Annotated in this window: 23 protein-coding genes, 1 tRNA gene and 3 pseudogenes; 10 read left to right on the top strand and 17 right to left on the bottom strand. The window is 58.4% G+C overall.

What is annotated here, in order from left to right:
- Positions 1-3: 3 nt before the first annotated feature.
- From ACEUKI_RS05540 to ACEUKI_RS05530, 3 genes are all read right to left on the bottom strand, one after another.
- Positions 4-1,158, bottom strand: coding sequence for a DNA cytosine methyltransferase (locus tag ACEUKI_RS05540; protein WP_218667799.1), 1,155 nt, complete (start codon positions 1,156-1,158; stop codon positions 4-6).
- Positions 1,159-1,185: 27 nt separating this feature from the next.
- Positions 1,186-2,475, bottom strand: coding sequence for a DNA (cytosine-5-)-methyltransferase (dcm, locus tag ACEUKI_RS05535; RefSeq protein WP_077422415.1), 1,290 nt, complete (start codon positions 2,473-2,475; stop codon positions 1,186-1,188).
- Positions 2,476-2,615: 140 nt separating this feature from the next.
- On the bottom strand, positions 2,616-4,130 hold the full coding sequence (locus tag ACEUKI_RS05530) for a Sau3AI family type II restriction endonuclease (protein WP_179105946.1): 1,515 nt from the start codon (positions 4,128-4,130) through the stop codon (positions 2,616-2,618).
- A gap of 92 nt (positions 4,131-4,222) precedes the next feature.
- On the opposite strand from ACEUKI_RS05530, the gene ACEUKI_RS05525 reads away from it, so the two are divergent.
- Both ACEUKI_RS05525 and ACEUKI_RS05520 read left to right on the top strand, forming a co-directional pair.
- The gene (locus ACEUKI_RS05525; protein ID WP_007051681.1) at positions 4,223-4,555 is read left to right on the top strand and encodes a putative heavy metal-binding protein; all 333 of its coding nucleotides are present in this window, start codon (positions 4,223-4,225) and stop codon (positions 4,553-4,555) included.
- A gap of 324 nt (positions 4,556-4,879) precedes the next feature.
- Positions 4,880-5,167, top strand: a complete 288-nt coding sequence (locus ACEUKI_RS05520) for a GNAT family N-acetyltransferase (RefSeq protein WP_260847476.1) — start codon at positions 4,880-4,882, stop codon at positions 5,165-5,167.
- A 29-nt stretch (positions 5,168-5,196) separates the two neighbouring features.
- Here the strand turns inward: ACEUKI_RS05520 and ACEUKI_RS05515 are convergent.
- The 12 genes and pseudogenes from ACEUKI_RS05515 to ACEUKI_RS05460 all read right to left on the bottom strand — a co-directional run.
- Positions 5,197-5,340 (bottom strand): annotated as a pseudogene (locus tag ACEUKI_RS05515) (hemolysin III family protein); the annotation flags it as partial.
- Positions 5,341-6,088: 748 nt separating this feature from the next.
- A complete protein-coding gene (locus ACEUKI_RS05510; protein ID WP_080785606.1) occupies positions 6,089-6,283 on the bottom strand; it encodes a hypothetical protein in 195 nt (64 codons plus the stop codon).
- Positions 6,284-6,294: 11 nt separating this feature from the next.
- Complete coding sequence (locus ACEUKI_RS05505) at positions 6,295-7,161, bottom strand: phage major capsid protein (RefSeq protein ID WP_374156603.1); 867 nt, start codon at positions 7,159-7,161, stop codon at positions 6,295-6,297.
- Between the two features lie 111 nt (positions 7,162-7,272).
- Positions 7,273-7,437: a hypothetical protein gene (locus tag ACEUKI_RS05500; protein WP_155269158.1), complete on the bottom strand. Its 165-nt coding sequence runs from the start codon at positions 7,435-7,437 to the stop codon at positions 7,273-7,275.
- Complete coding sequence (locus ACEUKI_RS05495; RefSeq protein ID WP_155269157.1) at positions 7,424-7,588, bottom strand: hypothetical protein; 165 nt, start codon at positions 7,586-7,588, stop codon at positions 7,424-7,426. The genes ACEUKI_RS05500 and ACEUKI_RS05495 overlap by 14 nt, the downstream gene beginning before the upstream one ends.
- A gap of 133 nt (positions 7,589-7,721) precedes the next feature.
- The gene (locus tag ACEUKI_RS05490; protein ID WP_032685002.1) at positions 7,722-8,102 is read right to left on the bottom strand and encodes a hypothetical protein; all 381 of its coding nucleotides are present in this window, start codon (positions 8,100-8,102) and stop codon (positions 7,722-7,724) included.
- Between the two features lie 255 nt (positions 8,103-8,357).
- Entirely contained in the window at positions 8,358-8,660 is a 303-nt protein-coding gene (locus tag ACEUKI_RS05485; RefSeq protein WP_374156602.1) for a hypothetical protein, read from the bottom strand.
- A complete protein-coding gene (locus ACEUKI_RS05480) occupies positions 8,654-8,926 on the bottom strand; it encodes a hypothetical protein (RefSeq protein ID WP_144169909.1) in 273 nt (90 codons plus the stop codon). Before ACEUKI_RS05480 ends, ACEUKI_RS05485 begins: the two co-directional genes overlap by 7 nt.
- Positions 8,927-9,075: 149 nt before the next feature.
- The gene (locus ACEUKI_RS05475) at positions 9,076-10,254 is read right to left on the bottom strand and encodes an AAA family ATPase (protein ID WP_186289950.1); all 1,179 of its coding nucleotides are present in this window, start codon (positions 10,252-10,254) and stop codon (positions 9,076-9,078) included.
- A 32-nt stretch (positions 10,255-10,286) separates the two neighbouring features.
- Complete coding sequence (locus tag ACEUKI_RS05470) at positions 10,287-10,520, bottom strand: hypothetical protein (protein ID WP_144169906.1); 234 nt, start codon at positions 10,518-10,520, stop codon at positions 10,287-10,289.
- Positions 10,521-10,804: 284 nt separating this feature from the next.
- Positions 10,805-10,930 carry a hypothetical protein gene (locus ACEUKI_RS05465; RefSeq protein ID WP_374156601.1) on the bottom strand — a complete coding sequence of 42 codons (126 nt, stop codon included), beginning with the start codon at positions 10,928-10,930 and terminating at the stop codon, positions 10,805-10,807.
- The gene (locus ACEUKI_RS05460) at positions 10,927-11,139 is read right to left on the bottom strand and encodes a hypothetical protein (protein WP_131238466.1); all 213 of its coding nucleotides are present in this window, start codon (positions 11,137-11,139) and stop codon (positions 10,927-10,929) included. Before ACEUKI_RS05460 ends, ACEUKI_RS05465 begins: the two co-directional genes overlap by 4 nt.
- A 180-nt stretch (positions 11,140-11,319) precedes the next feature.
- Here ACEUKI_RS05460 and ACEUKI_RS05455 point away from each other — a divergent pair, with 180 nt between their 5' ends.
- Positions 11,320-11,820: a helix-turn-helix transcriptional regulator gene (locus ACEUKI_RS05455; protein ID WP_131238469.1), complete on the top strand. Its 501-nt coding sequence runs from the start codon at positions 11,320-11,322 to the stop codon at positions 11,818-11,820.
- A 3-nt stretch (positions 11,821-11,823) separates the two neighbouring features.
- Positions 11,824-12,915 (top strand): site-specific integrase, encoded by a 1,092-nt coding sequence (locus ACEUKI_RS05450; protein ID WP_032684995.1) that lies wholly within the window; start codon positions 11,824-11,826, stop codon positions 12,913-12,915.
- Positions 12,916-13,054: 139 nt separating this feature from the next.
- Here ACEUKI_RS05450 and ACEUKI_RS05445 read toward each other — a convergent pair.
- Positions 13,055-13,137, bottom strand: a tRNA-Leu gene (locus ACEUKI_RS05445).
- 172 nt (positions 13,138-13,309) lie between these two features.
- Positions 13,310-14,623: a tRNA guanosine(34) transglycosylase Tgt gene (gene tgt, locus ACEUKI_RS05440; RefSeq protein ID WP_115770351.1), complete on the bottom strand. Its 1,314-nt coding sequence runs from the start codon at positions 14,621-14,623 to the stop codon at positions 13,310-13,312.
- A gap of 416 nt (positions 14,624-15,039) precedes the next feature.
- On the opposite strand from tgt, the gene ACEUKI_RS05435 reads away from it, so the two are divergent.
- The 6 genes and pseudogenes from ACEUKI_RS05435 to ACEUKI_RS05410 all read left to right on the top strand — a co-directional run bounded on the left by ACEUKI_RS05435 (position 15,040) and on the right by ACEUKI_RS05410 (position 25,842).
- Complete coding sequence (locus ACEUKI_RS05435; RefSeq protein WP_144169557.1) at positions 15,040-17,073, top strand: S1C family serine protease; 2,034 nt, start codon at positions 15,040-15,042, stop codon at positions 17,071-17,073.
- Positions 17,074-17,508: 435 nt separating this feature from the next.
- A pseudogene (locus ACEUKI_RS05430) lies at positions 17,509-19,506 on the top strand (HAD-IC family P-type ATPase); the annotation flags it as partial.
- Positions 19,507-19,626: 120 nt separating this feature from the next.
- Positions 19,627-19,974, top strand: a pseudogene (locus ACEUKI_RS05425) (HAD hydrolase family protein); the annotation flags it as partial.
- 645 nt (positions 19,975-20,619) lie between these two features.
- Positions 20,620-22,071: an FAD-dependent oxidoreductase gene (locus tag ACEUKI_RS05420; RefSeq protein WP_374156600.1), complete on the top strand. Its 1,452-nt coding sequence runs from the start codon at positions 20,620-20,622 to the stop codon at positions 22,069-22,071.
- Between the two features lie 152 nt (positions 22,072-22,223).
- Positions 22,224-23,162, top strand: a complete 939-nt coding sequence (htpX, locus tag ACEUKI_RS05415) for a zinc metalloprotease HtpX (protein ID WP_251847716.1) — start codon at positions 22,224-22,226, stop codon at positions 23,160-23,162.
- A 160-nt stretch (positions 23,163-23,322) separates the two neighbouring features.
- A complete protein-coding gene (locus ACEUKI_RS05410) occupies positions 23,323-25,842 on the top strand; it encodes a LamG-like jellyroll fold domain-containing protein (RefSeq protein ID WP_374156599.1) in 2,520 nt (839 codons plus the stop codon).
- Positions 25,843-25,998 lie beyond the last annotated feature (156 nt).

The following is a 25,998-nucleotide window of genomic DNA, read 5'->3' as shown; positions in this document are numbered from 1 at the left end:
GAGTTAGTTGGATGAGTTGAATTCGTTATATTGCTGAAGATAGGTTAGGGCTCTTGTTTCTTTATTGATGACAGTTTTTTCTTGATTTTCAAATTCTTTAATTTGAATCAAATTTTCTTGATATGCATCGATATCATCGGTACTTTTCATCTTTAGTATGGAGTTCACCTTTCTAAGATGAGAAACTATATCTTTTGCAGATTCTACTGTCAGATTCTTTCTTATTTCAAGCCAACTTTGAAATGAAAGTGGACAGTCTTCTCCGTTATGGAATGCCGTTATTGACAGAGCAATTTGCTTGCTCAATTCAACAGGTATTGCATTCCCGACCATTATGTCTGCTTCTGAGGCGTTAGATGGCCATCTGAAGGTCGGGGGAAATGTCTGTAACTGTGCGCGTTCTTTATATGTCAATGATGAGATATTTTCTGGATTTGATTGTATTGCATCTCCGGGATGAAAATGATAGGACGCAGGCATTGGTCTATTAACTCCGCGAACGGTAGGAGCGGGCTCGTCGATTGAAAAAATCGCTCGACGTGTATAAGATCGAGGGTGCCGATAATAATATTGCGTCGGGAAGTCCGGATATTTTTCTCTAACAGTAAGAGGAAATAGTTGCTCTCTTGATTTTAGTTCATCGAACAAAAAATTATCATTATCTTTATCATGACCGATGCAGAAAAATCTTTTCCTTTTTTGTGGTACTCCGTAAAGGCTGGCATCTAGTACTATTTCTGTTAGTCCGTATCCTGATTCTTTCAGTTTTTCTCTTGCTGCTTTGTATGTATTGCTTTTTTTTGCTGTGGAGACATTCTCCATAAGAAAAAACTGTGGGTGAACTTCTGAAACAATTTCAGCAAATGACAAAGTTAATGCGGCTCTTTTGCCTTCAACTCTTTTCCCAGCGCTGGAAAAATCCTGGCATGGGGGGCCTCCGACAATGATATCTGGTTTCAGTTGTTTAATTTTCGCCACTGCTTCGGATACTTCTGACAAGTCTTGTTTTTGACACATATGACTTGGGAAATTACAATTATAGCACTTAATGGCAGCATCCCAGAATTCAAATGCTGCGGCAATTTCATAGCCGGCCTCGGAGAAACCAAGTGACATTCCTCCGCAACCTGAAAACAAATCAACGACTTTCATTCCCATATTTCTCTGCCCTGTATGATGCTGCTCTCATAGAATATTATGCAACATTGTAGTATTTATATCTTGCGCAATCACTTCGCCGATGCGATGCGGAATATCGGTGACGAGGGCGTTGCCCATGCAGAAAGCGCGGTGACCGTCGGTCATACCGTCTGCGGTCCATCCTTTGGGGAACATCTGCAATTGATCGAGTTCGTCTGGGACAAGACGGCGTAGACGACCGTCTTGCTCTACAACGTGCTTGGTGCGGCTCGCACCTGCTCCGCCTTCTCCTGTGAGAATGGTTCGACTGGGCGCATCGGGGGAGTCAGGAAACGCGACTGGACCTTCGGAATAAGTGTATGTATATCCGCTGGAGGCTTTTCGCTGTTCTTTCTTGCCGCCTTTGAGGTAGCGCCAGGATTCCAGCTTTGTCTCATCAATCCAAAATTGAGAAGGCACTTCAGAAGCAGGAACTAGCACGTCGCCGAGGGTTTTGTGCGGGCCGCTATATGCTGCGTCGACTTTCATGGTAGCTATTTGCCCATTAATCATGACGCCTGCATTGCGGAAAATGCTGACTTTGTCGCCCCTGCCGAAGTTCTGTGTGACTTCATAGGGATCATCGTCAAGTGACGGGTAATAAATACCACGGTCCTTCTCGTTCGGCTGAATGGGGAAGGCTCTTGCCATGACTCCAGTTGAGCGCAAGCGGTCTTCGAGGTTACCCCATTCGCCTTCGTGCTCGGCATAGATGTAAACGCGCCGACGTCGTTGTGGCATGCCATATTCGGCGGCGTTCACCACGTGCCATTCTACGTTATATCCAAGGCGATTTAAGCAGCACAAGATAATTGCAAAGTCGCGGCCACGCTGGCTCGCAGGAGATTTCAGTAGTCTGTCTACATTTTCTAGCAGCACATACTTCGGATGGCGTTTTTCCAGCAGCCGGTTGATACTCCACCACAGCACGCCTTTGCGTCCTTCAATGCCTGCCGCAAGAGCCAGTGGCTTTGCGACGCTGTAGTCCTGGCACGGGAACCCGCCGACAAGCATGTCGAACTCGGGAATAGTCCTCGTCCCGGCATCAACTTCATCCAGAACTTTGGCAATATCCTCATTTACGCAGGAGCCTTCGCCGAAGCGTTTTTCGTAGCATCGCCAAGCAAACTGCTTGCTTTCCTGCCCCATGGGTTCCCACTGGTTGGCCCAAACCGTATGGAAAGGACCAGCGGGTTCCATGTAGAAGTCGTCGCCTTTTTTGCCGTAGCCGTCTAGTCCCAAACGGAATCCTCCGACTCCGGCAAATAGCTCAGCGATTCTGATTTCGGCAGCCACGACTTTCCTTTCGATCCGAACGATCGTTCTATATTCGTTACAGAGTATACATGGAAACGGCCTTGGGATCAACTTGTGTTAATGGTTAAGGACTTATATGTTTCCCTGCTGATGCACTCCGCAACCAATCGTGAATTGTATTAATGCAGTAAAGTGCGGGTGGCCGCAATTTTGGCGATATAGCGTCTGTCCAGCCAGAATCCTTGTTTTGTGATGATTTCCCCGTTTGGCATGACGGTTCTGTCATTTTCGTTTCCGTTGTCTTTTCCCTTATTGGCATGAGGGCGGAGATGAAATACCTTGTTAACAGAGGGGCCTGGAATGAGATTCTTGCCGCGAATTCCATAATTCAATGGGGTGTGTTCAATGAGCAGGGTGTGCATTGTTTCCCAAATTGGTTTTACATATTGCTCAATGTCGTCTTCGGGCATGTTCCAGAGGAAAGCGTCGGTGAAGATGTCTTTTGTTTTATCGTGGCCAGATTTATACGGTACTGGTGATCTGGAAACCATAATAAGGAATTTGCTGGTCTCGAAGAAGTCATGCACGAATGACTGTTCCCATACGGTATCGGGGTTGGCCCATTCCTCCCATTGCTCATCTGTGATAGCGGGGAACGACATGTGTTCTTTAGGCAGTCCGTTGGGATATATGGTTACCGATTTGAATTGATTGATGTTGGCTTTTGAGAATTGCTCAATCGCGCTGATTGAAGACCTTGAAGTTCCTAACATTGCAAGCGTGAGACTTGAGTTGTAGCTTTTGGCCGTTGGAAGTGCTGTTACTTGCAACTCGGTGGCAATGTCTTTGTTTGATCTACCGACATAAGGAGCAATCTTGGCAGCAACATATTGATTAATGGTCTGTTCCCGAGGTATCGGTAAACGAGCAGCTTCGTCCTTTTGATTCAGCAGCTTCCGCGCGATAGCCGTCATGTATGAGGCTTTCAGGCTGAAAGCTCGCTGTTTGGCAAATATAGTTGGCGAACTTGAATCTGCAGGTGCAGGTGCCTTGCGAAGCTGCTTGGCGTTAGCGCCCTTTGTACATGCGGCCAGATAGTCGGTGTCTGATTCGCTGAGTGAATCGGCGTGACCGGATACGACTTTATCGCGGATGATGTGCCAATCGTTTTTGATTGTGACTAGGTCGTCCGCTTCATATGCCATGAGGTATGAGGCGAGTACCCTGCAATCGATGCGCAGTTCTTTCTTTTTGTCGGTTCGGTCATCGTAATAATAAACAAGAATGATGTTCCTTGCCTTATCCCACATTTTTGAGGATTCGAAGTCTGTCTCATCTGCAAGGGCCAAGTAGTTGATGATATCGATGACCAAGCGCTCCTTGGCTGAAGTCTGCTTGCCTTTTTTGATGTGCTTGAGTGGAGTGACCTTCAGCTCATAACTAGTGCCGCCAATACGTATATCGGGCTCGGCGTCGGAGTTGATGGCATACTTTAAGACCGATTCTTCAATAATTTGTCCGAGAGAACCTTTGTTTCCTCCCGTTAGAGCTCTGCCTGTCTTATCCAGTTCGCGGAATGACTTGCCATTTGCCGTCAGCAGTGTGTTCATCACTTCTTCAAGGCTCGAGTATTCTCGTGCATTGTTGAACTCCGGCTCTGAACTGCTCATAGTATCCCCCTGTTGCTGGTGCATCGTTGCTCGTTGCCCCCAATCATACAGTGATGCATATGCAGCTGACGATAGAATGACGATATCCAAGTAAGTGCTGCCAAAGGAGCCTCGCCATGATTCTCGTCACCACCACCCCGTCCGTCGACGGATACACCATCACCAACTACCAGGGCATCGTCTTCGGCGAAGTGGTGTCCGGTGTGAACATGTTCAAGGATCTTGGCGCGGGCCTGCGCAACATGTTCGGCGGCCGCAGCCAGGGCTATGAGGAGGAGCTGATGCGTGCCCGCAACGAGGCCATCGCCGAGATGCAGCAGCGTGCGGAGGCGATGGGCGCGCACGCCGTGGTCGGCGTGGACATCGACTACGAGGTGCTCGGCGCCGACAACGGCATGCTGATGGTCACCGCGTCCGGCACCGCCGTGCAGATCGCGCGTACGGCCTGAGTCCATCGAGCACAGGCCAAAACTTGGACCCGAACTCGTCCATCGAGCCGCACTCTGTCGGTTATCGTGACGCATTACACTGGCGCTCATGACCATACGAATCGAAGCATACGACCGGCTGCCCGACGCGGCCCGCGCCATCCGCGAGCAGGCGTTCATCCGCGAACGCGACTGGCGGCCGGAATTCGATGAATGGGATGCCGCGTCCGTGCATCTGCTGGCGTTCGATTCGGTCGATTCGTCCGATCGCCCCGGCCCGTCCGCGCAAAATCGGCCTCGCCTATTCAGTCCGGCCAGTCCGGCCAGCCCGACCAGAATCGCCCCGTGGCGACTTGCCGGTTCTATGCGGACCCCGACCATCCCGACCAACCCGGGCGATACGTCATCGCGCGGCTTGCGGTGCTGCCCGAGGCGCAAGGCAAGCGCATCGGCTCGCGGCTGCTGGCCGACGCCGAGCGCCGCATCGCGCAAGCCGGCGGAACCATGGCCGCCGTGCACTCGGAAAACGACCACTACAAGTTCTACGAACAGCGCGGCTACCGGCTCACCGACGAAGTCTATGAAGGCGGCCGTCACGGCTGGCTGGTCAAGGACCTATCTCGTAACGTATGAAGGCCCGCCTCGGTGCTGGGCGAGCGAACCTACAGCGCACAGACAATCAGATAAATCGCCACAACGTGGCAGGCATACCCGATGACCGTGCCCAAGTGAAACACCTCGTGAAACTCGAACCAGCCGGGGACGGGATTCGGCTTGCGTAGCGCAAAGCATACGGCGCCGGCGATGATGAGGTTCTTTACTTAACCCCTTTTCCAGTACTTGGCACATATGAGAAAACCCCGGAGCGTTGGTATTCCAACGTTTTCCGGGGCTTCTCCCTGCGTGCGAGTGGGGGAGTTGAACCCTTGGGGACATGTTGCAATCAAGCCGTTTTCGTTGAAACTCCAACGATTCTAGGTCATTACAAATCAATGATTTTCAACGGTTTCAGGTGCAAGATGTTGGATTTTCGTTGGATTATGAAGTTTGTCGGGCCCCGGTAAGGCCCGTATATGACGAAAGCGCCTCGAATGTCACCATGAGGGGTGTCAATCGGGGTGCTTCGTCTCATCCAATTCAGCGGCGGAACCATTCCGCCACCGGTTCGATCATACGACCGGACGAGGGCGGGCCGGTTCTCGGTGAATTTCGTGACATGGGCGAATCGCCTGTATCGGGCTGTTTCCGATGGCCCGGCATTTTGTTATGGGCATGTCGGAAAGCCGGTTTCAGGGCCGATAGCGGCCCGGGACGATGCACGCGGAAAGTCCGTTACCGGGTTTGCGGGGGGATACAGGCGCTTGATGTTCTGGGGGAGCCTGCATGGGAGGGGGAGGGGAGTCCCCCACCCATCGCGGCTGGTTTAGCTGGGCCATTCGGCGCGGCTTGTGCTGTTGCGGTATGGTTGGGCTTTCCGTATCGGTGTTTTTGGTCTTCCCGATGGTTTGCCGGTTGGCTTGGTGGTGTGTTGTTGGATGGCTTCGAGTCTTGGCGTCATTCCTGTTCCCGGTGTTCGGCGGCGATGAGGTCGAGGCTGTCGGCGATGTGGCAGAGCGCTTCGAGTCGGATGAGTTCGCTTTGGCTGGCGAGTGAGTTGAATAGTTTGGCTCGGTTGAGTTTGGCGGTCATGGTGTCGCCCTTGCAGTCGTCGGGCGTGTGCATGATCGTGTCGAAGTCGTTGTTGGTCATGGCGGGGTTCCTTACTTCTTGTTGACGGTGATGACGGCGAGGTGGTCTGGGTATGGGACGCCCCAGCCGAAGCGGAAGGTGAGGCGCACGCCGAAGCTGTCACGCTCGAAGTACCGGTCGTCGGTGCGGGCGATGTTGATGTCCCCGGTGGCGCTGTACACGTCGCCTATGCTGTTGACGAGGATTTTGCCGTCCGGGGCCATGCCGTCGAGGTGGACGGGCAGGCCGAACAATGCGGGGGTGGGCGTGTTGGCCACGTCGGGGCTGATGATGAGCCGTCCTTCGGCGTCGCGGAGTTTGAGCAGGTAGGCCCATACGCCGTAGTTCATGACGAGGCCGGTGGGTGCGCCGCCGTTGGTGCTGATCGCGGCGATGGCGTCCACGATGGGGTCGAGCGTGTCGGTGATGTTGCCGCCCTGGATGATGCCGGGGTAGTTGAACAGGCCGGTGGGCGCGGTCTCGGGCTTGCCTTCCGCTGGCGCGGGGTTCTGCCACAGGATCGCGTTGGCCTTGTCGATGATGGTCTTCTTCATGCCGTCCGTGAGCATTCCCACCACGTCGATGCCGGAGCCGCCGACGTTGCCGTTGGAGGCGGCGCTCTGCGCGCCGGATTCGTTGGAGAACACGTTGAGCACGGCCACCTTCTGCGTGCGGATGGCGAGTTCGAGGGGCTTGGTGTCCGACTCGTTGATGTCCGCGCCCTCGGCGACGATGCTCGCGGCGGCGCGGGTGCCGATGTAGGGCACGTAGAGGCTGGGGCTGTCGCCCTGCACGCTGCCCGCGATGGTGGTCTGGGCGAAGACCCCCGCGTCGGGGATGATCTGTTTGGCCGGTGCGCTGCTGACGCTGCCGAAGCCGGGCAATGCGGTCACTGTCATGATTTTTCCTTTCGGTCTCGTGTTCCTGCGGCCAAAAGGAAAAGCAGCCGGAAGGAACGCTTGTGTTGCGCCTTCCGGCTGCTTTCTGCATACTGTGTGCTACCGGTTATTCTACACGTTGTCGAGTTTGTTCTCCAGTTGTTGCGCGTAGTTCTTCCAGTAGCGTTTGCCGCGCCGGTGCTTGGCCGATTCGATGGTGAGTGACTGTATCCGGTCGATGAGCTGGCGGCGGCTCAGATTCCGGTAGGGTTCCGGCTCGGGGTCACTTGGGTTCATGCTTGGGCTCCCTTATGTCGTTCGATCGTTTCAGTTGGTCGGCTATCCGGCACAATGCCTGGAGCATGTCGTCACGCTCCCCGCCTTGCCCGAGTTCCGATAGGTACCGGTCTTCGAGGCTTGCGGGCTTGCCGTGTTTGTTTCTCGGCATTGGTTCTCCTTTGCTTTCTCGTAGGCTTCGATGAACGGCGACGTGCCCCTGTAGGGTTTGCCGCGTTTCCTTCTGCCTGTCATGTGTTCCTCCATTCTTCTGATGCGATGCCGGTATGCGGCGGGTATGCGGGTCAGCATTCCAACACCGGCAATTCCGGGTAGCGGCGTTGCAGGTATTCGCATACCGCGCCGATGTCGTCCAGCCAGCGTTCGAGTTCCCCGCAATGGTTCGCCAGATCGCTTGGCTGGTCGGGGTCGGTGAACTGCCAGTAGTTGTTGCCTGACGGTTCCATGTAGAAGCTGAGCGCGGTCTGTGGGTCGCCTTCCGTGAACCATGAGATGTCGGCTTGGAAGTCCAGCCTGAAGTCGGGCTGGGTCGATCTGAACAGCACGATATCGCCTTGGTCTGTATGCTCCTCATGCACGAAACCGGGCGTATGGTCGAGCATGAGTTTGGGCTTCGGTGGCTCGTTCGTATCGCTGCTAGTGTTGGTGTCGGGATTATCGTTCATGTTGATTCCTTTCTCGGTTCCGGGCGGTACCGACGCCCGGAACCATTCGTTTAGGGGTGTCCCGGTGTTGGTAGCGCCGGGACGCCTGTTTTTTCATTTCTTGAACTGGCTGGTTGCTTCACTGCCTGCGGTTTGACGCCATGAAGGCAATCGGGCGTTTGATTCTCCCGCATGTATCCCCGCGTTCCGGCTGCCGCAACAATCGGAGCGTGTGACAGATGGGATACAGGCGAAGCGGGTTCGACTATGGCTAGGTCATGGCCTCCCCCTTCCGCGTGGTCGTGGCCTGTTGTCGGGCTTCTCCCACTTCGGGTCTATATGCAGGGTCTCGGGCTGGAGCTCCTGCGCGAGCCGCAACAGGCTTGCCGATTGGACGGACGCTATGAGCGGGTCTGCGGGAACCCTGAAGCTCACATCCTTGGCACCGCCCTTCATGGCGTATGCGGTGGCGCGTATCAGCCGGGCGGCGAGCGCCTTGGCCTCATGGCGGGGCTGGCTCACGTCCGCGATGAAATGCGCGGTCAGGTCGCCTTTCCATTGGGGGCCGATGTTCACCATGCGTCGCCTCCGATGAACGCGGGCTGTATCCATGTGCCTTCGATGTGCAGCGAGTCGATGAATCGTGCGGCCTCGCATAGCGGGCATGAGACTTCCGTGTAGGCTCCCGCCTGCCGCGCCATGTCGCATACGGCTATCTGCGTGGGCCCGAACTCCACCGTCCTGCCGCACAGGGTGACGGCGGAGGTCGGGGTGAGCTGGCGGCGCACCTCATGCACGGTGAGCGTGAACGGCTGGACTGATCTCTTGGCGTGAATGTCATTCATGGTTGCTCCCTTGGCTTCGATTACTTCTCACGTGCCTCATTGCCTAGGTGAGAAGTAATGTGAGAAGTATTCGTAGACATTGGAATCATTGGTGTTTGAATACTTCTCCGATTACTTCTCACTTGGGTAATAGACGAAGTGAGAACTATTCACTTTGACGGGTTCGACTCGGATAAGCGCCATACGCGCTGCTGTCCACGTCCCTTGTGCTTATCGTCGGGGACGCTGACGATCCACGGGCTCTTCGCGCGTTGGCGGGCATTGCTGAGCTGCTTAGTGGTATAGCCTTCCGACTTGGCGGCTTCGGCAAGTTGTTTGAACGATGCCGACTCATGCTCTGAGAGGTATTCGACGACCCAATCAATTACCTCGTTGCTGCTGGCGTGTTCAGGTTTCATGGCCTCGGCTTGCGCGGCATTTTTTTCGCTGCGCACGTCGTCCACGGTCTTGTCGGTCGGGGTTATCCTCGTTACGATGCCGACCGGCTTGTGGTCGCCGTCGTCGGTGTCCACGTAGCGGGTCTCGAACTCATACGTGTAACTGGGCTTATCCGAACGGCCTTTGACTTTCACCAACTGCATGATGCGGGTGCCGTCCTTGGCCTGATCGAGGCTCACGACGATACGCGGCTTGTTCGTGAACGCGGCGGAACCGCCCACGGCCTGCTTGGCGCTGCCGTCAAGGCTCTTGTTGTTGTGGTGGACTCCCACGATCAGTATGTCGGCTTCGGCCCCCCACTTGTTGAGCGGCTTGAACACCTTGTTCACGTCATCGAGTGCGTACAGGTTCACGCCTGGCATACAGTCGGCGAGCGCGTCGAACACCACCATGCGAATGTCGTTCTGTTCGCACAGGCGTTGGAGCATGGGCACGTCGGCGGGAAGGTTCACGGTGTCGTAGTCGCTCGAGCTCACGTTCTCGTTGTCGTTGGTCACATAGGTGAACAACCGCTGCCGCATGACGTTCAGGCTCACGCCGTGCGCCTGCATGGCCTGCTTGACCATGCCGGGGTCTTCCTCGCTCATGATGAACAGCACACCGTACGGCTGGCCTGCCCATACGCCTTGGGTGGTGCCGAGCAGCACGCGGGCGGCGAGCTGTTCCACCACCGACGACTTGCCCACGTCGTTGGGGCCGCTGAACAGGATCGCGCCCAGTCCCGCGTACAGGTAATCGACCTGCTGGAGCCGCTTGGTGTGGAAGTCCGCTATCGAACGCAACCCGTGGTAGTCGTTCCGGCCTTTCTCCAGTTTCACGCCCCACCCCTCCAGTTCCGAGATATGCCGCACGAGTTCGTCGGCGTCCCGGTCGGCTCTCATGCTCTCCATGCTCGGCATGGGCCTTCGCTTCGTCATGACGCTCATAACCTGCTAACTCCTTTCCAGTCCAAGGGCTCGAACGGATGCCCGGCGAAGTCGCGCGGCACGCCGTCGCCCCTGTAGAAGCCGGTGGGCTCCATATCGTTGTCCTGCATCCAACGCAGGAGGTTCAGGTAACGCCGGTAGTCGGCCACGGCCTGAAGATACTTGGATTCGGCTTGGAAGTCGCGCGGGGATTGGGTTAGATTGGACACGTCGGATTGATTCGGTTCCATTCCTTCCGACCTCCTTTCTATGGGCGTCCTCCCTTCCTTGCGAGGCGGGCGCTTCCCTGTATTCCAAGACCATGAGCAGCAGGGCCAGCAGGCCGCATGTGTAGGCCCAAGCCCATTCCTCAAGCCCGGTCAGCTGCCAGGCGGCTATGGCGAGCGCCACGGCGATGATTCTCAACATGGCTATGCCTCCCGTTTCATGTGCTGGTGGATGTAGTGCAATACGGAATCACGGTGGTAGAACACCTTGCCGCTGACATTGGTTTCGTATTCGGGGCCCATGCCGTTCAAACGCAGTTCGCGCCAGTAGGAGACGGGGTGTCCGTGGCCGAAGCCACCACCGTATCCATGCTCTTGCGCGGAATCGAACGCGCCTGCTCCAACTGCTCTTCGGTGAAAACAATGCCGCTCATGCGTTCACCGCCGTTCCCATGAGCCAAGCGTCAAGATCGCTTTTCTTGTACAGCACCTTGCGAGGGCTGGGCTTGAAGAAGCGCGGCCCCTTATGCGCGTATCCGAGCGTGGCGAGCGTGCCGGTGGTGGTCTTCGCATACGCTGCGGCCTCCTTGCGTGTAAGCCACACGTCGCCGTCCGTGATGGCGGGGAGATGGGTTGCCGTCATGATTACCTCCATATTGCATTCATTGATATTTAATTGCAGTGATTGCATTATGGCGTCATCTATTAGTGGTTGTCAATAAAGACACGCCGATGTGATTAAAGAATTTCCATTGCTGTTTAATGTCAATATGATTGACTCATGCCTAGGATTACTAACCCAATAGAGGCCACTGGAGAGCAAGTGGCCGCAAATATCAAAAGACTGCGCGGTTCCATGCAGTACAAAGAACTTTCAGAGCGGCTAGCTACTGTTGGTAGATCTATGACTCCAGTAGCGATTCGCGATGCAGAGAATGGCAAACGGCGCGTGGATGTTGACGACCTCATGGCCTTTGCGATTGTGTTCGGCGTGAGTCCGCTCACACTGCTCCTGCCTAATAGCGGATCATGTGACGTGAAGGCACACGTTACGGGACATGCCGGTGAGATCACCTGCAATCGAATATGGCGCTGGGCGCTGGGAGAACATCCCCTGCCGTCCGCCAGACCGGAAACGATGGACGCCATGATGTCTAGGCGCGCGCAATTCCGCGAACGGGCCAAGCCGACAATAGACGACATCAAGCCGAGCGACGAAAACGTGACCGAAACCCCGATGCAGTATGCGGCGCGAGTGTTCGCAAATCTCACGCCGGAACAATTGCAGGCCATGACCGATGCCTTGAACGCCGATGAGGACTAACGCATGGTTTCCTATGAGAAGTATTCGCTGAAGTCCGGTGAAACCCGCTGGCGTGTCCACTACCGTGACCCCAACCACGTGACCAAGGAAAAGAGCGGGTTCCGTCGCAAGATAGACGCTCAGGACTGGGCGGCGCGCAACGTCACCATAGCCATGAACGACGGCAGCTATGTAGACCCGCAAGGCGGGCGCGCCCTCATATCCAAGCTCGGCGACGAATGGGTGGCCGCGCATGAGAGCGTGTGGAAGCCGTCGCACCATCACAGCATCGAAACCGCATGGCGCGTCCATGTGAAGCCGAAATGGGGAGAACGGCAGCTATCCAAGATAACCCACTCCGAAGTACAGGACTGGGTGAACGAACTGGCGAAGGCGCGATCTGCCACGGTGGTTATCCGTGCGTTCGGCATACTCAAGGGCATCTATGACACGGCGGTGAAGGACGGGCGCATAGTCCGTGCGCCGGTGACTGACATACAACTCCCGAAGAAAAGCCGCAAGCCGCGCCAATACCTCACGCCGGGGCAACTATTGGCCCTTGCGGATGCTAGCGGCGCATACAGGCCGTTGATACTCGTATTGGGCCTATGCGGACTGCGTTGGGGCGAGGCAACCGCGTTGACGGTGCGGGACGTGGATTTCAAGCGTAACCGGCTGCATGTCTCCAAGGGCGTCACCAAAGTGGGCACGACCTTCGAGCAGGGCACGCCGAAAAGCAACAAGGCGAGGGACGTACCCATGCCGCAACTCGTCCGTGACGCGCTGCGCGAACAGGTCAAGGGCAAGAAGCCAACCGATCTGCTTTTTGAGGGAGAGCATGGTGGCTATGTCGCTCCCCAGTCGCTTGGCAAGAATCACCGCTGCTGGTACAAAACGGCGGTCGAGACCAGCGGCGTGCCCAAGCTGACGTGCCATGACCTACGTCACACAGCGGCCTCCATAGCCGTTCACAGCGGTGCGAACGTGAAGGCCGTGCAAAGGATGCTGGGCCATTCTTCGGCGGCTATGACGTTGGACACCTACGCCGACCTGTTCGACGACGATCTGGACGAACTGGCCGCAAGGATGGACGAAACCATGTCAAAAATCGCGTGATAAGTCTCTGAAGCTCAGTGGAGTTCAGCGGTGTTGTTTTTAGATTGCTGGATTTTCCGTTGGATTTCAGCTAGGCCGTTGGATATGAGAAAACCCCGGAACGTTGGTATTTCAACGTTTTCCGGGGTTTCTCCCTGCGTGCGAGTGGGGGGAGTTGAACCCCCACGAGCATACACTCACTGCCACCTGAAGACAGCGCGTCTACCATTCCGCCACACTCGCAGACAATCGACTAACTTACACCCGGCTGGGTAATCATGCAATCTTCGGCGTGTCGCGTGGGCGGCGGGGATATATCGCTCGTGGGTCTCCTGCGGGTACCGTGATCTTTGAGGGTGGCGACACTCCCCTCAGTCACTTCGTGGCAGCACCAGCCGCAACGAAGGAGAAAAACTCACAACCCTGGCCGGCGCTCGCCGTTGCCGTAGAAGTGGGCCAGCGCTTCGTCGCGGAACTCATCAAAGTATCCGCCGTCGATCGAGACGCGGATGTCGTCCAGCAGCTTCACGAAGAAATGCTCGTTGTGGATCGTGGCCAACGTAAACCCGTTGAACTCGCTGGCGCGCAGCAGGTGGTCGACGTACGCGCGCGAATAATGCTGGCATGTGTAGCAGTCGCATCCCTCCTCCAGCGGTCCGAAATCGAACTTATGCTGGGCACGCTTGATGTTGTACCGGCCGGCGCGCGTGTAAATCGCGCCGTTTCGGGCGCAGCGTGCGGGGGCCACGCAGTCGAAGGTGTCGCCGCCGTTCTCCACGCAAGCGAAAATGTCGTCCACGGAGGCGATACCCAGCACGTGGCGTGGGCGGTTTTCCGGCATCGCGTCGCAGATCCACGCGCAGGTGTCTCCAATGATGCGCTTCTCGATCGCGCCGCCGATGCCCACGCCGTCGAAGTCCAGCGAGGCGATCTGCGAGGCCGCGCGCCGGCGCAGATCCTCGTAATTCGCGCCCTGCACCACGCCATACAGCGCCTGATAGGGCTTGCCCAGCCGCTCAGCCGTCAGCCGCTGGTGCTCGTCCACGCATCGGCGGGCCCAGCGGAAGGTGCGTTCCACCGAATCCTCCTGGTAGGAGCGGGTGTTCATCAGCGTGGTGAGTTCATCGAACGCGAACATGATGTCCGCGCCGATTTTGTGCTGGATGCCCATCGAAATCTCGGCGGAGAAACGATGTGCGTCACCGTTCAGAGGCGACTTGAACGTCACGCCGTCCTCGTCCACCCAGGCCATGCGCTCCTTGCCTTTGGCGATGATGTCGTCCGACTTCATACCGGTCACGTCCATCGCCAGCGTCTTCTTGAAGCCGACGCCCAGCGACATGACCTGGAAACCGCCGGAATCGGTGAACGTGGGCCCATCCCAGTTCATGAAACGCGCCAGGCCGCCGGTCGCGTCCAGCACGTCCTCGCCGGGACGCTCGAACAGGTGGAAGGCGTTGGCCAGCAGGCACTGTGCGCCTAGATCCTTCATCTGCTCGGGCAACACGGCCTTCATCGCGGCTTGCGTGCCCACCGGCACGAAGGCAGGCGTGCGAATATCGCCGTGGGGTGTGTGAATGATGCCGGTGCGGCCGTATCGAGCACCGTCGCGTCCAAGTCCGCTGGCCGTGGATGGCAGGCGGGTGATTGTCTCGAAGTGGAAGGCGCTGCGGTCGCCGGGCTGTCCGGGCTGCGCGCCCAACGGATGTTCAAGAAGGCTGATCGTCATATGTTCACTTTAGGCAGAAGGGCCAGAAAAGGGCCGGAAATTGTGAAGAACTCGGTTTCGAGGGGCGGATTTCGCCGCTCCCGGACGTCAACTTCCGCTTCAAGGGGCTCCTGGCCAAGTAGGCCGGCTGCAAAAATGGCGGAATGGCGTTAAATGAGGGCTCTTGATACTCGGAATTGACCGCGCGAACAGTCCCTTGAAGTGCAAGTAGATGTTCCCGAAACAGGAAATCAGCCCCTCGAAGCCGAGATGCCCATAAGACTCTGCGATGATTACGCATAGACTTTCAATCAACGTTCAGAAAACCTCCAGATTGACTGCCTTTACTACTGAGGTAGCACACGAGAAGCGGCAATGGGCAAGCGCCCGAATAGCCGCCGAACAGACGTGATAGGAATTTAGGAAAAGGAGCAGCAATGGCTGACGAATTCAACCTGCAGGGCGTCGACCAGACCCCGCGGAATAACGAAAACCCCAATAGTACTGCCGATACCGGCAACGCCGAGCCGAAGAACCCGTTTGTAGGCGGCGACTCGGTCGATGCCGGCGACGCCAGCGATTCCAGCGAGCAACAAGCCCCGGTTTCCCCGGCCGCCCCCGCTGCCGATCAGCAGCCTACGCAAGCCGCTACCGACACCGCCGCCACCGAGCCCATCCCGGACTACGCCTCCGCCAAGGGCGAGAGCACGGTGGTCTCCTCCTCGCCGGCTTCTCCGGCAGCGCCGGCCGCAGACCAGACCTCGGCCACAACTCCGCTGTACCGCCCGGCCCCGGAATACGGCGCTTATGGACCGACCCCGACTCAGGCACAGGGCCAGCAGGGCGGCCAGGCCGGCAACAATGCCCAGCCCACGCAGCAATTCCCGTTCGGCCAGCCTGCACAGCAAACCCCACAGGGCCAGCAGGGCAACCGCAATCCCTACTACACCAATAACCCGCAGCCGCAGGGCAACGGCAATCCGTTCAATCCGCCCACGCAGCCGCAGCAGAACAACGGCAACCCGTTTGCCAGCCAGTCCGGTCAGAATGGCCAGAACGGCCAGCAGCCCCAGCAGGGCGGTCTGTTCGGTTTCGGCACTCCCGGTACCGGTACGCCGAACGGTCAAGTCCCTGCCCAGCCGGGACAGCCCGGTCAGCCCGGCCCCGCCAAGCAGGGCATGTCCAAGACGGCGAGCAACATCCTCATCGCCGTGGTCGCCGCCGTTCTGGCTGCGGCCCTCTGCCTGGGCCTCGGCTACGGTGCCCTCACCAGCGGCCTGATCACCTTGCCGACCGGCAACTTGCTCACCAACGTCAGCTCGAATAAGTCCGGCTCCGGGTCCGCCACCGCCAAGAGCGGCGAAGCCCCCGACTGGCAGACTGTCGCCAGTGATGTCTCCGGCTCCGTGGTCTCCATCCAGACCGCGTTGAGCAACGGCACCGCCAAGGGCTCCGGCGCCATCATCGACACCGAAGGCCACATCATCACCAACAACCACGTGATCTCCGGTGCCCAGCAGATTCAGGTGACGCTTGCCAACGGCAACATGTATTCCGCCACGCTCGTCGGCACCGACACCACCACCGATCTTGCGGTCATCAAGCTCGACAACCCGCCGAGCGACCTCAAGGCCGTGAAATTCGCCGATTCCGACAAGCTCGCCGTCGGCGAGAACGTGATGGCCATCGGCAACCCGCTCGGCTACGACGACACCGCCACCACCGGTATCGTCTCCGCCCTGAACCGCCCGGTGACCGTGACCGACGACAACAACAACGAGATCGTCACCAACGCCGTCCAGATCGACGCGGCCATCAACCCCGGCAACTCCGGCGGCCCGACCTTCAACGCGGCCGGCCAGGTGATCGGCATCAACTCGTCCATCGCCTCGACCGCCACCTCATCCGACTCCGCGGGTTCGATCGGCATCGGCTTCGCGATCCCGTCCAACCTCGTCAAGCGTGTGGCCGACGAAATCATCAAGGACGGCAAGGTCAAGCACGTTGCCCTCGGCGTGGTCATCAAGTCCGACACGGTTGAAGCCGACGGCGTGACCCGCGGCGGCGCGACCATCACCAAGTCCAGCTCCACTGGCAGCGCGGTCGTCTCCGGCGGCCCGGCCGACAAGGCCGGCCTCAAGGAGGGCGACACCATCGTGGCCTTCAACGGCAACGCGGTGAACAACAACTACTCGCTGCTTGGTTACGTTCGTGCCGCGGCTTTGGGAGACAAGGTGACGCTGACCATCGTGCGCGACGGCAAGACCATGGATGTGGACGTGACGCTCGATCAGGAGGAGTCGTCGGTGAACGGTTCGTCCAGCTCCGATTCCAACGGCAACAGCCAGAATAAGCAGAACAACCAGAACGGCAATGGCCGGAACGGTTACGGTAACGGCAATGGCAATGGCAACAGCGATGGCGGCACCGGTGACGGCGGCGGCTTCTCCGACCCATTCGGCCTGTGGTAAAGCCGACCCGACAACATCACACGGTGTTGAGCGGTAACCGCTGAACACCGTGTCAGACAAGCAAAGGCCCGTGGCAGTGAGCAAACTCCTGCCACGGGCCTTTCGTATGTGCAGGAATCGTTTGGCAGAATCGCACGCAAGTGCTGCTGATGCCTTCCGACTGATCCGCCAACGTAGTTTCGCAGCCCGGCATGTCGCGTTCAGGCCGCTGATAGGGTAGGCCAAGCGCTGATTCGGGCAATGTCTCGAACGATGCGCACAATAATTCAACACATAACTAAAAAACGATTTCTTTACGCCGTGTATCGGATGGTCGCGCGGAGTCGAAAGGCCCTAAGCAAAGCCGCCGGTGGGTTAACAAGGCGTGACCGCAGCGCCGATTGCGCGGGCCACGCTTGCCGCAATCGACTCCGTATACGAGCGTAAGGAGCAATGATGAGCGGACTCATCAGATTCTTCACCAAAATCCTCGACATCTGCCGACTTGTGCCGATGCTTCCCGTTGTTGTTATCGCCGCGATCCCGCTAGCCCTGCTGGGCGATTGGTGCCCATGGGGCAACGCAATTGCGATGCCGGTGCTGGGTAATCCTGGTGTAGGCCAATGGCTGATAATCGCGCTGGTAGCAATCATTGTGATTGACACAGTGCGTGGCATGATTGACGATCTGCGCCACGGACAAGTCGGCGTCGATTTGCTGGCCGTAGTGGCGATTCTTTCCACCGTTGCCGTCCGCGAGTACTGGGCAAGCTGGGCGGTCATGCTGATGATCACGTCCGGTGAGGCCATTGAGGAATACGCGCAGGCCAAGGCCGAGCACAGCTTAACCGCTCTGATGCAGGCCGCGCCTCAAACCGCGCACGTCGTCAACCTGCCTGGCGTGGGGCGTGGGGCTGCTGCCGATAAGGACGATTCGTCCGATGGCTTCCGGCGTGTAGGCTCGGTTCCGGCGACGTCCTCCCCTCAGTCGACTTCGCCGGCAGCTCCCCTCGGAGAGGGGAACCAAGTACCGCCGTCGAGGGGAGCTGGCTCGCGGAGCGAGACTGAGGGGAGCTGGTCGGCTGAGGCCGCCACGCACCGCTTCGACACTGTGCCGGTCGAGCAGGTGAAGCTGGGCGATGTGCTTATGGTGTTGCCGGGCGAAACCGTGCCGGTTGATGGCAAACTGCTCTCCGGCTCGGCCACGCTCGACCTGAGCAACATCAACGGCGAGCCGGTGCCGCGCGAGGTGTTCGCCGGTGCCCGAGTGATGTCTGGCGCAGTGAACGGTTCCACTGCCTTGACCATGCGCGCCACCCAGGTGGCCGCCGATTCCCAGTACCAGCGCATCCTCGAACTCGTCGCTTCCGCACAGGAGTCCCGTCCGGCCGTGGTGAAAACCGCTGATCGCCTGGCTGTGCCGTTCACCGTGTTGTCTTTGGCGATCGCTGGCATTGCGTGGGCTGTCTCCGGCGTGCCGACGCGATTCGCCCAGGTGTTGGTATTGGCCACGCCCTGCCCGCTGCTTATCGCTGCGCCTGTGGCGTACATCGCCGGTACTGGTCGACTTGCCGCCGCCGGTGTGCTTATCAAGGCACAGGATGTGCTCGAAGACCTCGGCCGCGTCACTCAGGTATTCTTCGACAAAACCGGCACGCTCACCGTCAAGCAGCCGCAAGTGGTGCGCGTTGAGATGCTGCCTGGGGTTAAAACCCGTCTTAATGAGGATCATGTGCTGATGATGGCCGGCGTTGTGGAAAGCTATTCCGTGCACATCCTGTCGAAGGGCATCGCCAAGGCCGGTGCCGACGCGATGGCCCGTCTACGTCAGCGGTTCGCGGACGGCCAGCGTCGCTGTCCCGAGCCTGAGGCGAGTTGGCCCGGCCATGGCCGTGAATATCCGGTTGTCAAGGACATTAATGAGGACTCCGGCAAGGGCGTGTCCGGCAAGGTGAACGGCCATGCCGTCCGCGTCGGGCGACTGTCGTTCGCTGCGGCCGGCGATGACGGCTTCTTGACTGCCGGGGTAGCGGGTGTAAGCCGGGCGGATGGCCCACGGCAGGAGGCGGCCGACCTCCTCAGCCCGCTTCACGGACAGTCCCCTCTGGGCGGGGATACTGAGGCCGGATCTGGCCGCGCGATTGCCGGGAACACTGAGGAAAAGGAAACGCTGCGTACGCGATTCGGTATGCTACAGCCGGACGAAATGGCCTCCTACGTGTCCGTTGACGGGCAACTGATCGCCCGCATCGTGCTGCGAGATGTACCTCGCGCCAACACCAAAACCGCGCTCGCCAAGCTGCACGAACTGGGTGTTACCAAGCTCGCCATGCTTACCGGCGATAAGCACGCCTCGGCTGAAATCATCGCGGACGAAGTCGGCATCGACGAGGTCCACGCCGAGCTGTTCCCCGAAGACAAGGTTGCCGCCGTCAAGGCTGCCACGGAAGCAAGCGCCGCGCCGGCCGGGCGCGCGAATCACGCCGCCAGCCCTGTGTCCGATGCCGTAGATGGCATCCGGTTCGATGGTTCTCAACCGTCGCGTTCTCGATGCAGCCGCGCCGCCGCAATCCGCAAGCCGGTCACGATGATGGTCGGCGACGGCGTGAACGATGCCCCGGTACTTGCCGTCGCCGATATCGGCGTGGCCATGACCGACGGCACTTCCACTGCTGCTTCCGAAAGCGCCCAAGTGGTCATTATGAATGACGATATTGCCGCTGTGCCGCGCGCTATCGCCATTGCACGCCGTACCAAGCGCGTGATGCTGCAGGCCGTGATCGCTGGTCTCGTACTCGCCACCATCGGCATGATTGCCGCCGCCTTCAACCTCATTCCAGTGGTCGTCGGCGCTTTCCTCCAAGAGGCCATCGACGTGGTCAGCATCCTCTGGGCCCTCACTGCCCTCATCGACCGCGACTAGGCGGGGTATCTCCTCGACTGAGTCGCGGTTTTGCCCCGCTGACGGTCTGTGAACGGGGCAATTTTACGGTCTAATAGTGGTTTTGCTGCGCTGGTGGGTGTTCAGCGGGATGCCTTGGCGGGTTAGTCGCAGTTTCGCTCCGCTGGCGAGCTGTAAGCGGAGCAATTTCCTTATTGGCTCGAGATTTCACTCCACTGAAACCTGGTAAGTGATGCAAAATTGCAAGCTTCTCGTGGTTTTGCTTCGCTGACAGGGTTCAGTGAGGTGTTCTGACAAGTTAATCGTGGTCTTGCTCCGCTAACAGTTTGTGAGCGGAGCGATTCTGTGGGTTAATAGGGGTTTGCCCCACTGACAGGCTGTAAGTGAGGTAATTTTGCGGTCTACTCGTGGTTTTGCTTCGCTGGTGGGGGGGCAGTGGGGTGCTTTGGCTGGTTAGTCGCGGTTTTGCTTCGCTGATGGGCTGTAAGCGGAGCGATTTCTCGGGTTACTCGCGATTTTGCTCCGCTGGCGGTCTGTGAGTGGGGCAATTTCTTGATCGACTCGTGGTTTTGCCCCGCTGGCGTGAGGCTGGCAGAGGGTATTAGGCACAGGATTCCCACCACTCGCCCCTGTTGCAACGGAAGGCTTTGCGATAACCTGTAACGCGTGACTGAATCTGAGAACACTGAACTTCGTATTGCTGTAATCGGCGCTGGTCCGGCCGGCGTCTACTCATCCGATATCTTCCTGCGCCAGCTCAAGAAGCTGGGCGAAGAGCTCGGCCTCGGCACCGAAGCGCGCATCGACCTGTTCGAGAAGCTGCCGGTGCCGTTCGGCCTGGTGCGTTACGGTGTGGCCCCGGACCACCCGTCCATCAAGTTCATCGCCTCCGCGCTTGAGAAGACGCTCGACAACCCGAACATCCACCTCTATTGCGACGTGGAATTCGGCAAGGACGTGACTCTTGACGACCTGCTGGCCCGTTACGACGCCGTGCTGTTCGCCACCGGCGCGGTCAAGGACAAGCCGCTGAACCTGCCCGGTGCCGACCTTGAAGGTGTGTACGGTGCCGCCAAGTTCGTCGAATGGTATGACGGTTACCCCACCGGTGCCCGCGAATGGCCGCTTACGGCCGAGAACGTCGCCGTGATCGGCGGCGGCAACGTGGCCATGGACGTGGCCCGCGAACTCATGCGCGACGCCGACGACCTCAAGGCCAAGACCGACATTCCGGACAACGTGTACGAGGGCATCGGCCAGAACAAGGCCAAGGTGCTCCACCTGTTCATCCGCCGTGGCGTGGCCCAGGCCAAGTTCAGCGTGCAGGAACTGCGCGAGATGGAGAAGCTGCCCGGCGTGCAGCTCATCATCAACGAGGACGACTTCGACCTGGACGACGAGACCATCGAGGTGGCCGGCAAGGACAAGCTCACTCGTCAGATGGTCGAGGAGCTGTTCGCCATCCGCGAGATGGCCGAAGACATGGAAGATGACGGCGACGTCGACTTCGAAGGCAACCCGGCCGACCGCAAGTACTACGTGCACTTCAACTCCGCCCCCACCGAGATCCTCGGCGAGGACGGCAAGGTCAAGGCCATCCGCGTGGAGCGCACCGAAACCGGTGCCGACGGCAAGATGCGCCGCACCGGTGAGTTCGCCGACTACCCGGTCGAGGCCGTCTACCACGCCATCGGCTACAAGCCCGCCGAAGCCCCCGGCATCACCTACGACGAGCACGGCGCCCACCTGGCCAACGCCAACGGCGACGGCCGCATCACCACCGAGGCCCACGGCGGCGAAGTGCGCGACCGCCTGTACGCCACCGGTTGGGCCAAGCGCGGACCGGTGGGCCTGATCGGCTCCACCAAGTCCGATGCGCTCGCCATCGTGACCAACATGCTTGAGGATCTGTCCAAGGCCGCTGAAGGTGGCCGCGTGGCAGCCGACCGCGACCCCGAATCCATCGATCGACTGCTGGCCGAGCGCGGCATTCGCCCGATCGACTTCGCCGGCTGGAAGAAGGTCGACGCCTTCGAGCGCGCCGAGGGCGCCAAGGAAGGCCGCGAGCACAAGAAGGTCATCGAGCCCGACCAGATGCGCGAGCTCGCCCACGCCTGACGGCCCGCCCACGCCCGTCCGGCATTCGTCCACCCGGCCGCGCCCCGTGCGGACGCGGCCGGGCTCGGGGCCGGACGGGCCTGGCGAATATGGGACATTGCGCGTGGCGCATATCCAGCAATCATTCAGCCTGCGATTTTAGTGTGTGCATTATGGATGCCAAAGTACGGGTGCACGGCCATTTCAACGGCCTGAAAACAACGCTGCTGTTTGCCCTGATGTGGGCCATCATCATGCTGATTTGGTGGGCCACGGGCGGCAGTCGGCAAACCCTGAGCATCTATATCGTCATCGGCCTGATTACCACGTTCGGCACCTATTGGTTCTCCGACAAACTCGCCATCGCCTCCATGGGTGCGCGGGAAGTCAGCGAACAGGAAGCCCCGGAAATCTACCAGATCGTGCGCGAACTGAGCGCCAAGGCCGGCAAGCCGATGCCGCGCATCTACATCGCCCCCACCATGAGCCCGAACGCCTTCGCCACCGGACGCAACGAACGGCACGCGGCCGTCTGCTGCACCCAAGGCATCCTGCAGATTCTCAACGCCCGTGAACTGCGTGGTGTGCTGGGCCACGAACTTATGCACGTGTACAACCGTGACATCCTGACCTCCGCCATCGCCTCCGCCATGGCCACCGTCATCTCCTATCTGGGCTACTCCCTGATGTACTTCGGCGACGACCGGAGCGATGATCGCAACGATTCCGGCGGACTCGGCCTGATCGGCGCGTTGTTGAGCATGATTCTCGCGCCGATCGCCGCCTCCCTGATTCAGATGGCCATCTCCCGCACGCGCGAATACGACGCCGACGAGGACGGCAGCCTGCTGACCGGAGACCCCGAAGCCCTTGCCTCGGCGCTGAACAAGATCTCCTATGGCGCGCAGTCCGAGCCGATGCGCAAGACCGCGGGCACCCAGTCCGTCTCCGCGATGATGATCGCCAATCCGTTCTCCGCGGCCGGTTTCTCGAAGCTGTTCTCCACCCATCCGCCGACCGAGGATCGCATCGCGCGTCTCATGCAGATGGCCAACGAAATGAACGGCACGCCGATCGCTCCGCCCACCTACTCCACACGAACTATTCGCTAAGTGCCTCCTACGTAGGTCTCCATCATTGTTTTTTCGTTGTTCATGGGTGAGCCACGTCTTTGTCGGGCAACTGTAATCGCTGTTTTCTAGCGTGTACTCGCTGATGTCGCTGAACCGTGGAAACACGTGAGCGCATGAGTCTGAACACAAGGAGAAAACAATGAAAAGACGTTACGCTGTACCTGTGGTGTCAGCTGTGGTTATGGTGCTAGCTAGCGTTCTGGCAGCTCCGTCCGCGCATGCCGAGCAGTCTGCAACATGGGATTTGCCGCGAGATAAGGATGTCGTGGCGCGATTCGGTTTCGGCAGTGATATTCACGTGGGGCGCAACAGCGGCAAATATGGTTCTGCTGTAGACAAGCTCAAGAATGCGTTGAGCGCTTACCGCCAAGCGGGCGTAGATGCGGTCGGTTTTTCCGGCGATCTTACTGATTCCGGTCAAGTCGGCCAGTACCAGACCTTGATGGATACGTTGAACACCGGCACGGATGATTCCGAGCAGGTCATTCTGGCTATGGGCAATCATGAAACACTTGATGCGGGTGTGTCAGATTCGCCGCAACGTTTCAAGAAGTACACCGGGCAAGAGATGAACAAACTGGTCGAAGTCAACGGCGTCGATGTCATCACGATGGGACCGCAGAACGAGGATGACGATTATCGGGCGGATTACGATTTCCTGAAGACTACGCTTGACCGCATCACCTCTCGGGCGAACTACGATCCGAACCGCCCGATTTTCGTGCTGACCCATCATGGCGTGCAGAATACCGCCTATGTGACCAACGAATGGTACGGCGAGTACGGTGCCGGTACCGACCACGACCTGGTGAAACTCATGCAACAGTATCCTCAGATCATTCAGGTTTCCGGACACTCCCATGCCACGTTGGAAGACGCGCGCTCAATTGATCAGAGCTTGGGATACACCAGCATCCAAGACGGTACGATTGGTGCCTATTTCGAGAATGAAAGCGGCAAGGTGGATCCTATTACCGGTACTGCTGCCACTCGGCCGGCCGATTCCGAGCTGGCCTCGCAGGGGTTGTTGGTCGATGTGTATCGGGACGGCACGGTGAAAGTGCATAGGATGAATTTCGCAACCGGCACGTGGATATATCCTGACGAACCATGGACCATTACCGCCGATGGAGCCAAGGCTAACGTGTATGGCAAGAATCGTCCAAGTACCCCGGCCGTGTTCCCGGACGGCGCGTCGGTAGGTTTTGACACTGCGAAAACCACCGGGAACAGTGCTGCTGTCACCTTCCCGGCAGCCAAGCCCGCTGACGGCGCGAACAACAATATGATTCACTCATATCGCATCACGATGACGCCTAAGAACGGCGGCGAGACGGTATCCAAATCCGTGTTCAACGATTATTACTATGCCAAGGCTGGGGTCGGGGCTGCTGGAGCCGTGCCGACCCAGAAAAGCAGGTGGTCCGTTACCGTTAAAGGCCTGACGCCGCAGACGGAATACACAGCCACGGTCGAGGCGCTGACCTCGTTTGAAGAGGAGAACGGGGCTGCCGGTGCCGTGATCGCCAGCGGCCAGACAAGTGTGACCACCAATGAGGCCCCTGCTCCCAGCCCGATGTTCGATGTTGATTTTGGTAGTGGCTCGGCCGATGACTACTACGCTCACCAGTCCGTTAAGCAGGGTGGCGTTTCCGCAATCGAGGATAACGCCGAGCTCGGCCAGCAAGTGCTGCATGTGCGTGGTGGAGATGGTGGATACCGGTACACGATGGAAGACGAGGATTACAACGCCATCGCCAACGGATTCACCACGGATGTCGTATTCTCGATTGCGGATGTGCAGAAGGACCAGTGTGTCTTTTCCAATCAGCAAAATGCGGGATTCGGCTTTGAAGTCGAGAACGGCAAACTGGAATTCTGGCTGAATGCCGGGAGTGGCCGAGCCAAGCCAGCAGTGGCTATTCGGCCCGATACTTGGTATCACGCCAGTGCCGTATACGATGGCAACACCGTAACGCTGTATTTGAACGGCGAGAAGGTTGATTCGGCGTCGGCTAAGAGCGGCTTGGTGATTCCGTCCAACGGCGCAAAATACTTCTTCATCGGTGCGGATACCAGCGACTCTGGCGCTCCAGAATACCAGATGAAGGAAGGGTACGTTGCTCTTGCGCGCATCTCCAACCAAGTGTTCTCTGACGATGAAGTTGCCGCATCATATACCAACGCGATGGGCGACGGCCCGGCCGCCAAGCAAACGGTGCGCCAGGCCTTGACTACGGCTAAGCGTGTGGTTGAAGCTGGCCAGGGAAACTATAGCGATGCAACGTGGTCTGCGTTCGCCGATGCCTATACCACTGCGCTGGTGCGGGTCGAAGACTTCCGTGCCGCCCCGGCCGACCTCAATGCCGCTGCGGTCGCCCTGCGTTCAGCACAGCAGGCATTGCAGGAAACGAATAGCGGAGATGACGGGAATGGCGGCAATGGCGGGGACGGTGGATCAGACGCTGGTGGCCAGGATGCTAATCAGCCAGGCGGTTCGCACGATTCCGATTCCGGTGCGGACAAGTCCTCCGCCAGTCAGGGAGCCAATGCTGCTGACCGTTTGAGCGCAACAGGTGTGAACACGGCTGGATTGTTGGCCGTAACACTGGTACTTGTTGGTGCGGCGCTGACGCTGAAAGTCGTTCGGCGTAGATAGGCCCGGAAAGGCAATTCGGGCATTGTCTAGATGTGAATAACGCCAAAGGCGTGTGGTGGAGCATTGTTCAAGTTCTGGCACACGCCTTTTCCAGGTAGAGAAGTCATGCTAAAGTGACTCTTCGTGCAATACGCCAAGAGTGTTGGCAGCGCACGT

Origin of the sequence: Bifidobacterium sp. 2450 (assembly GCF_041900695.1) — a bacterium.
Lineage (GTDB): Bacteria > Actinomycetota > Actinomycetes > Actinomycetales > Bifidobacteriaceae > Bifidobacterium > Bifidobacterium longum.
Note: the sequence above shows the minus strand (reverse complement) of the source record. Positions and strands in the feature narration are given on the sequence as shown.

Bases quoted from the DNA above. Each gene is read 5' to 3' on its own strand.
- ACEUKI_RS05540 (WP_218667799.1), bottom strand. From the start codon at position 1,158: ATGGGAATGAAAGTCGTTGATTTGTTTTCAGGTTGCGGAGGAATGTCA.
- ACEUKI_RS05530 (WP_179105946.1), bottom strand. From the start codon at position 4,130: ATGCACCAGCAACAGGGGGATACTATGAGCAGTTCAGAGCCGGAGTTC.
- ACEUKI_RS05525 (WP_007051681.1), top strand. From the start codon at position 4,223: ATGATTCTCGTCACCACCACCCCGTCCGTCGACGGATACACCATCACC.
- ACEUKI_RS05510 (WP_080785606.1), bottom strand. From the start codon at position 6,283: ATGACCAACAACGACTTCGACACGATCATGCACACGCCCGACGACTGC.
- ACEUKI_RS05505 (WP_374156603.1), bottom strand. From the start codon at position 7,161: ATGACAGTGACCGCATTGCCCGGCTTCGGCAGCGTCAGCAGCGCACCG.
- ACEUKI_RS05500 (WP_155269158.1), bottom strand. From the start codon at position 7,437: ATGAACCCAAGTGACCCCGAGCCGGAACCCTACCGGAATCTGAGCCGC.
- ACEUKI_RS05495 (WP_155269157.1), bottom strand. From the start codon at position 7,588: ATGCCGAGAAACAAACACGGCAAGCCCGCAAGCCTCGAAGACCGGTAC.
- ACEUKI_RS05490 (WP_032685002.1), bottom strand. From the start codon at position 8,102: ATGAACGATAATCCCGACACCAACACTAGCAGCGATACGAACGAGCCA.
- ACEUKI_RS05485 (WP_374156602.1), bottom strand. From the start codon at position 8,660: ATGGTGAACATCGGCCCCCAATGGAAAGGCGACCTGACCGCGCATTTC.
- ACEUKI_RS05480 (WP_144169909.1), bottom strand. From the start codon at position 8,926: ATGAATGACATTCACGCCAAGAGATCAGTCCAGCCGTTCACGCTCACC.
- ACEUKI_RS05475 (WP_186289950.1), bottom strand. From the start codon at position 10,254: ATGGAGAGCATGAGAGCCGACCGGGACGCCGACGAACTCGTGCGGCAT.
- ACEUKI_RS05470 (WP_144169906.1), bottom strand. From the start codon at position 10,520: ATGGAACCGAATCAATCCGACGTGTCCAATCTAACCCAATCCCCGCGC.
- ACEUKI_RS05465 (WP_374156601.1), bottom strand. From the start codon at position 10,930: ATGAGCGGCATTGTTTTCACCGAAGAGCAGTTGGAGCAGGCGCGTTCG.
- ACEUKI_RS05460 (WP_131238466.1), bottom strand. From the start codon at position 11,139: ATGACGGCAACCCATCTCCCCGCCATCACGGACGGCGACGTGTGGCTT.
- ACEUKI_RS05450 (WP_032684995.1), top strand. From the start codon at position 11,824: ATGGTTTCCTATGAGAAGTATTCGCTGAAGTCCGGTGAAACCCGCTGG.
- tgt (WP_115770351.1), bottom strand. From the start codon at position 14,623: ATGACGATCAGCCTTCTTGAACATCCGTTGGGCGCGCAGCCCGGACAG.
- ACEUKI_RS05435 (WP_144169557.1), top strand. From the start codon at position 15,040: ATGGCTGACGAATTCAACCTGCAGGGCGTCGACCAGACCCCGCGGAAT.
- htpX (WP_251847716.1), top strand. From the start codon at position 22,224: ATGGATGCCAAAGTACGGGTGCACGGCCATTTCAACGGCCTGAAAACA.
- ACEUKI_RS05410 (WP_374156599.1), top strand. From the start codon at position 23,323: ATGAAAAGACGTTACGCTGTACCTGTGGTGTCAGCTGTGGTTATGGTG.